Below are 6266 nucleotides of genomic sequence, written 5' to 3'. Positions count from 1 at the left end.
GGCGGGGTCAGCCGCGGGGGAGGAGGAACGTGGCCCAGACCACCTTGCCGTGCAGCCTCCCGGCAAGAGGGTGCCAGCCCCAGCTGTCGCTGAAGGACTCCACCAGATAGAGCCCTCTGCCCGATTCCTGCGAGGAGTCCGCCTCGCCGGCCACCGGACCCTGCTCGCTGGGGTCGCGCACCGCGCACACCAGGCGGGTGGTCCAGTGCAGCAGATGGAGCCGGACCTGCGCGTCCCGCTCGGAGGCCGGGTCGGCCGACGGTGCGGGGGCGTCCGGTACGGCGTGCCGCAGGGCGTTGGTGACCAGTTCGGAGACGACCAGGGCGACATCGTCGAAGAGCTCGGGCAGGTGCCACTGGCTCAGGGTGTCGCTGGTGAACCGGCGCGCTCCCTTGACCGCTTCGTGGCGCGCGGGCAGGGCACAGGAGGCGGATTCGGAGACCGCCGTGGGGTCGACAGGCGGAAGCCCTCGCCACATGGGCTCCAGCATGGTCGAGCCGTTCCACCCCATGCGAGCACTCCTGCATTCGTTGCCGTGACGATCCTGGTGTGTGGATCTCATGCGAGCTAGCACGTGCGCCTGCTCATCGTTCCGAATGACTAGGGCAGATGCAAGGGCAGATGCACGTGCACGAGCCGTTTTGAACGCTCCTGCCGTGATTCGCTCCCGATTCTTCCTACGCACTCTTGTGTAGGAATCCCTGATGAGTAACGACTTGGGCACAGCGCGGAGCCTGAGGTGGCAGACTTCGCGCCCGGGGGCTCCGGGGGTCGCCCCCGGGAAGGGTGCGTTCCGTACAGGGAGGGTCACGGAAATGACCGCAAGCGAGTCGAGCGGGTCAGTGGTGCGCCGCATTCTCCTGGGCTCCCAGCTCAGGAGGCTCCGCGAGTCGCGCGGCATCACCCGCGAGGCGGCCGGCTATTCGATCCGCGCTTCCGAATCAAAGATCAGCCGCATGGAGTTGGGTCGGGTGGGCTTCAAGGCGCGCGATATCGAGGATCTGCTCACGCTCTACGGGGTCAACGACGAGGCGGAGCGTGCCGCGCTGCTGGCCCTCGCCCGCGAGGCCAACCTCACTGGTTGGTGGCACAGTTACGGCGATGTGCTGCCCGGCTGGTTCCAGACCTATGTCGGGCTGGAGGGCGCGGCCTCCCGGATCGGCTGCTACGAGGTGCAGTTCGTGCACGGGCTGCTGCAGACCGAGGACTACACCCACGCCGTGGTCACCCAAGGGCAGCCGCAGGCCTGCCCCAAGGAGGTGGACCGCCGGGTGGCGCTGCGCCTGGAGCGGCAGAAACTGCTGGTCTCCGAACACGCCCCGGACTTCCATGTGGTGCTGGACGAGGCCGCCCTGCACCGGCCCTACGGCAGCCCGGAGGTGATGCGCGGCCAGCTCCAGCACCTGATCTCGGTGTCCGAGCAGTCGAATGTGACGCTCCAGGTGATGCCCTTCGCGTTCGGTGGGCACGCGGGTGAGAGCGGGGCCTTCACCCTGCTGCGTTTCCCCGAGCACGACCTACCGGACATCGTTTATCTGGAACAGCTCACCAGCGCCCTCTATGTCGACAAGCGGGACGAGGTCGCCCAGTACACCCGGGTTCTGGACCGGTTGAGCGCGGACAGCCTGTCACCGAGTGCCAGCAGAGACCTCATCCACGGTCTGCTGCGCGGCAATTGACACGTCAGTACGATGCCTGCCATCAGGGGTGTGACAGACGTAACGGTGCCATAGCGCGCCCCGTCCTCCAGATAGGGATGGCATGTCCTACTTCTCCGAGTTGGCGTTTCAGTACATCGACGGCGAGTGGCGGCCCGGGAGCGGCTCCTGGGACATTGTCGACTTCAATCCGTACAGCGGGGAGAAGCTCGCCTCCATCACGGTGGCCACCGTGGACGAGATCGACCAGGCCTACCGGGCGGCGGAGCGCGCCCAGCCGGAATGGGGCGCCACCAATCCCTACACCCGGCGGCTGGTATTCGAGCGGGCGCTGCGCATTGTCGAGGACCGTGAGCAGGAGCTGACCGAGGCCATTGTGGCGGAGGTCGGCGGCACCCTGGTCAAGGCGGCCTTCGAACTCCACCTCGCCAAGGAATTCCTGCGCGAGGCCATCGCGCTGGCGCTGCGTCCCGAGGGGCGGATCATTCCCTCGCCGGTGGACGGAAAGGAGAACCGCCTCTACCGGGTGCCGGTCGGGGTGGTCGGCGTCATCAGCCCCTTCAACTTCCCCTTCCTGCTGTCGCTGAAGTCGGTGGCCCCCGCGCTGGCACTGGGCAACGCGGTGGTCCTCAAGCCGCACCAGAACACCCCGATCTGCGGCGGCGGGCTGGTCGCCAAGGTGCTGGAGGAGGCCGGGCTGCCGGCCGGGCTGCTCAATGTGGTGGTCACCGACATAGCGGAGATCGGTGACGCGCTCATCGAGCACCCGGTGCCCAAGGTCATTTCCTTCACCGGCTCGGACAAGGTCGGCCGGCATGTGGCCACCGTCGCCGCCTCCCACTTCAAGAGTTCCATTCTGGAACTGGGCGGTAACAGCGCACTGGTCGTGCTGGACGACGCCGACCTGGACTACGCCGTGGACGCGGCCGTCTTCAGCCGCTTCGTCCACCAGGGCCAGGTCTGCATGGCGGCCAACCGGGTGCTGGTGGACCGCAAGGTGGAGGCGGAGTTCACCGCCAGGTTCACGGACAAGGTGCGTTCGCTGACCGTCGGCGACCCCGCCGACCCGGCCACCCACATCGGCCCGCTGATCAACGAGCGCCAGGCCGAGGCCATCACCTCCCTGGTCGAGCAGACCATCGCGGACGGGGCCACCGCGCTGGTGCACGGGACCGCCAAGGGCACCCTGGTCTCGCCGACGGTGCTCACCGGCGTCCCGGAGGACTCCCCGGTGATGCGGCAGGAGATCTTCGGCCCGGTGGCGCTGCTGGTGCCCTTCGACGGCGACGAGGAGGCGCTGCGGATCACCAATGACAGCCAGTACGGGCTCAGCGGCGCGGTGCACACCGGGGACGTGGAGCGCGGGGTGCGCTTCGCCCGCCGGGTGGACAGCGGGATGTTCCACGTCAACGACAGCACCGTGCACGACGAGCCGATCGTGCCGTTCGGCGGCGAGAAGTTCTCCGGTGTGAGCCGGCTGAACGGCGATGCGATGGTCGAGGCGTTCACCACCACCAAGTGGATCTCCATCCAGCACGGGCGCAGCCGGTTCCCGTTCTGACCGGGCGGCCGGTCCCCGTTCGACGGGGTCGGCCGATCCCCCTCCCGGCCGCGCCACCACCGCCGTCCTAGGCTGGGCGGCGGTGGTGGTGGCGCGGGGCGGCGTAGGAAATGAGGAGCGATGTCGGCGATCCGGCTGCTGGTGCTGGGCGCGGTACGCCAGCACGGGCGGGCGCACGGTTACCAGGTCCGCAACGACCTGGAGTACTGGGGCGCCCACGAGTGGTCCAACGCCAAGCCCGGGTCGATCTACCACGCGCTCAAGCAGATGGCGAAGCAGGGCCTGCTGCTCGCCCACGATGTGGCGCCCAGTACGGCGGGTGGCCCGCCGCGTACCGAGTACGAGCTGACCGAGGCCGGCGAGCGGGAGTACCTGGCCCTGCTGCGCGAGGCACTGGTACGTCCCGGCCAGAAGCTCGACGAGCTCACCGCGGGGGTGGGCTTCATCGTGGACCTGCCGCGGGCGGAGGCGATCGCCCTGCTCAAGCAGCGGGTAGCCGCGCTGGACGCCTGGCAGGCCGAGGTCACCCAGGAGTGGGCACCGCCCTCGGACACCCCGGAGGAGTGGGGCCATATCGGGGAGATCATGAAGCTCTGGGTGCACTCGACGCGCAGTGGAGCCGAGTGGACCCGGGGCCTGATCCAACGGCTTGAGGACGGCGCGTACGTGATGGCCGGTGAGGGCGAACGCTCGGTCGACGTGCTGCCGGACGGGGCCGAAAACCCCTACGCGGACCGGAAGAAGGGCCACTGAGCCACGGCCGCCGGTGAGGGGGACGGGCCCGCATCTCCCGGAAGAGTGCGCCCCGTTCACCACCGACACGCCCGCCCCGCACCGGCTACCGTGCTCATATGGCGATCAGTGGAGCGGGCGCGGCAACGGCAGGCGAGCCCGGGTACGCACTGCTCATTGCCGCCGGCCAGGGCGGCAAACAGGGCAAACAGCGGGTGATGGACGCCGCGGCGGCGCTGCCCGCACTCGCGGCCGTACCCCCGGCGGTCCTGCTCGGCACCCCGGGCGGAGCCAGCGTCGTACAACTGGTGGACCCCACGGACCCGCAGACCGTACTGACCCATCTACGGACCGCCGCCGCGCACCCCGGGCCGGTGCTGGTCTACCTCGCGGGCCGGCTCGTGGTCGACACCAAGCAGCACCTGCCGCACCTCGCCCTGGCCCACACCACGGCGCGTACCGCCCGCTACTCCGCGCTGCCCTGGCACTGGCTCGCCGCCGAGCTGGGGCACCGGGTGCCGGGCAGTACCACGGTGCTGGCGGACCTGGTCGCCGACGAGGCCGCCTGGGCGCGCCTGATCGCGGTCGGCCCGTCCGCCGCCGAGCACCTGGCGGCCGGGCTGCGGATGTACGGCGTCGTCGCCCCGCTGCCGGCCAAGCGGCGACTGGCGGTGCCGCACTACAGCCGTGCCCTGGCCGCCCTGCTGCGCGGCGCCCCCGGCCGACCCCCGCTGGACCGCCTGCACGAACAGGCCGCCACGGAAGCGGGCCTGGGCACCAGTCAGGCACTCCTCCTCGCGGTGGAGCCGGGTGGTGGCGTGCCGGTGGGGGAGCCGGGCCTCTGGCCGGGTGGCGGTGCGCCAGTGGGCGGGGATCCGGTGGAGGACGCGGGGATATGGCCGCCGGGCGCCGGACTGGTGGAGCCGTTGGACGCGGTGGAGCCCATGGACTGGGTGCCGCCGGCGGCACCGATGGTTCCGCCGGCGGCACCGATGGTTCCGCCGGCTCTCGGGGCTCCCGTGGAGGACGCGTGGCCGGGTGGTGCCTGGTCCGGGCCGGCCGGTGCCGCCGCGGCGGGCGAGGCGCCGGTGGCCGGTGGGCCCGAGGCCGCATGGGGTCCGAGCCGTCCGGACGTACCGCCGCCCGGTGGTACGGGGGCCGATACGTGGCCGATGTCGCCGGATCCGGAGCCGCACGCGGTGGCGGCTCCGGTGGCGCTTGGGCCGGCCGTGCCGGAGCGCGGTACGGAGCCCGACGCGGCATCCCCGTCGGAGGCGGCCGCCGGACAGCCCGAGGAAGCGGAGCCGGTGGCGGCTCGGGGCGCGGGGGCCGACGCGCCGGCGGAAGGACCGGACCGTGCCGAGGGCGATGCGGCCGATGCCGCCGCCCTGCCGGAGGTGGAAGCCGGCGGGGCAGAGCCTGCCGCGGGTGTGGAGGAAGGCCCGGTAGCCGCTCCGGAGCGGGACATCAGCCTCTCGAAGACCGGCCCTGGTACGGGGTCGGTGCCGCCGGGGGCAGACCGCGAAGGCGAGCCGAGGACAGCCGAGGACGCCGGTTCGGAGCGGTCCGCTCCCGACGACGGCGGCTCGGCACAGCCCGTGCCCGGCAACGCCGGTTCTGAGCAGCCGGTTCCCGGCGGTGCCGGCTCGGCGCCGCCCGTGCCCGGCGGTGCCGGTTCGGAGCGCTCCGGTCCCGAAGACGGGGGCTCCGCGCGATCCGCTCCCGACGACGGTGCTTCCGCGCGGTCCGTGCCCGGAAACGGCGGTTCGCTGCCGCCCGTGTCCAGCGGTGGCGCTTCTGCGCGGTCCGTGCCCGGCGGTGCCGCCTCGGCGCCTCCCCTGCCGGTCACCGTGCCCAAGGTCGTACCGCCCAGGCGGCGGGTGCCCGATCCGCATGCCTCGATCCTGGAGGCGGCCCGGGCCGGGCGGCACAGCGAGGCGGCGGCCATGGCGGCGACCTGGGAGCAGGAGGCGATGCGGGCCGCCGGACCCAGTTCGCCGGCGGCGATCCACTGGCTGGAGGTGCGCGCCGACCTCTCCCGGCTGGCCGGCGATCCGGACCGCGCCTGCGAGCTGTGGATGGCGGCGGCCCGGATGCGGCTGGGCAATCAGGAGCCGCCCGAGCACCCGGATGTGGAGGCCGCCGCGGACCGGGCGCACCATCAGTGGCAGCAGATCCAGGACCGGGACCGGGCCGTGCGGCTGGCTCCGATGCTGATGGAGCTGCGCCGCCAGGTGCCCGGGAAGCGGCCGGGGGCCCTGGAAGCGGTGGAGCGCCGGACCCACCTGCTCCGAGCCGACCAGCACCGCTGACCT

5 protein-coding genes are annotated in these 6266 nt (G+C 71.8%); 4 read left to right on the top strand and 1 reads right to left on the bottom strand.

What is annotated here, in order from left to right; all coding sequences use genetic code 11:
* Positions 1-7 precede the first annotated feature (7 nt).
* Entirely contained in the window at positions 8-511 is a 504-nt protein-coding gene (locus E4099_RS06850; protein ID WP_209446543.1) for an ATP-binding protein, read from the bottom strand.
* A gap of 304 nt (positions 512-815) precedes the next feature.
* On the opposite strand from E4099_RS06850, the gene E4099_RS06845 reads away from it, so the two are divergent.
* From E4099_RS06845 to E4099_RS35030, 4 genes are all read left to right on the top strand, one after another.
* Positions 816-1679 (top strand): helix-turn-helix domain-containing protein, encoded by an 864-nt coding sequence (locus tag E4099_RS06845; protein ID WP_135338036.1) that lies wholly within the window; start codon positions 816-818, stop codon positions 1677-1679.
* An 82-nt stretch (positions 1680-1761) separates the two neighbouring features.
* The gene (locus E4099_RS06840; RefSeq protein WP_135338035.1) at positions 1762-3219 is read left to right on the top strand and encodes an aldehyde dehydrogenase family protein; all 1458 of its coding nucleotides are present in this window, start codon (positions 1762-1764) and stop codon (positions 3217-3219) included.
* A 120-nt stretch (positions 3220-3339) separates the two neighbouring features.
* Complete coding sequence (locus tag E4099_RS06835) at positions 3340-3972, top strand: PadR family transcriptional regulator (protein ID WP_135338034.1); 633 nt, start codon at positions 3340-3342, stop codon at positions 3970-3972.
* Between the two features lie 98 nt (positions 3973-4070).
* Positions 4071-6263 carry a hypothetical protein gene (locus tag E4099_RS35030; protein WP_209446542.1) on the top strand — a complete coding sequence of 731 codons (2193 nt, stop codon included), beginning with the start codon at positions 4071-4073 and terminating at the stop codon, positions 6261-6263.
* The last annotated feature ends 3 nt before the right edge of the window (positions 6264-6266 follow it).

It is taken from the genome of Streptomyces palmae (assembly GCF_004684805.1).
Lineage (GTDB): Bacteria > Actinomycetota > Actinomycetes > Streptomycetales > Streptomycetaceae > Streptomyces > Streptomyces palmae.
The sequence above is the reverse complement of the archived record's forward strand: the minus strand, read 5'-3'. Positions and strand labels throughout refer to the sequence as shown.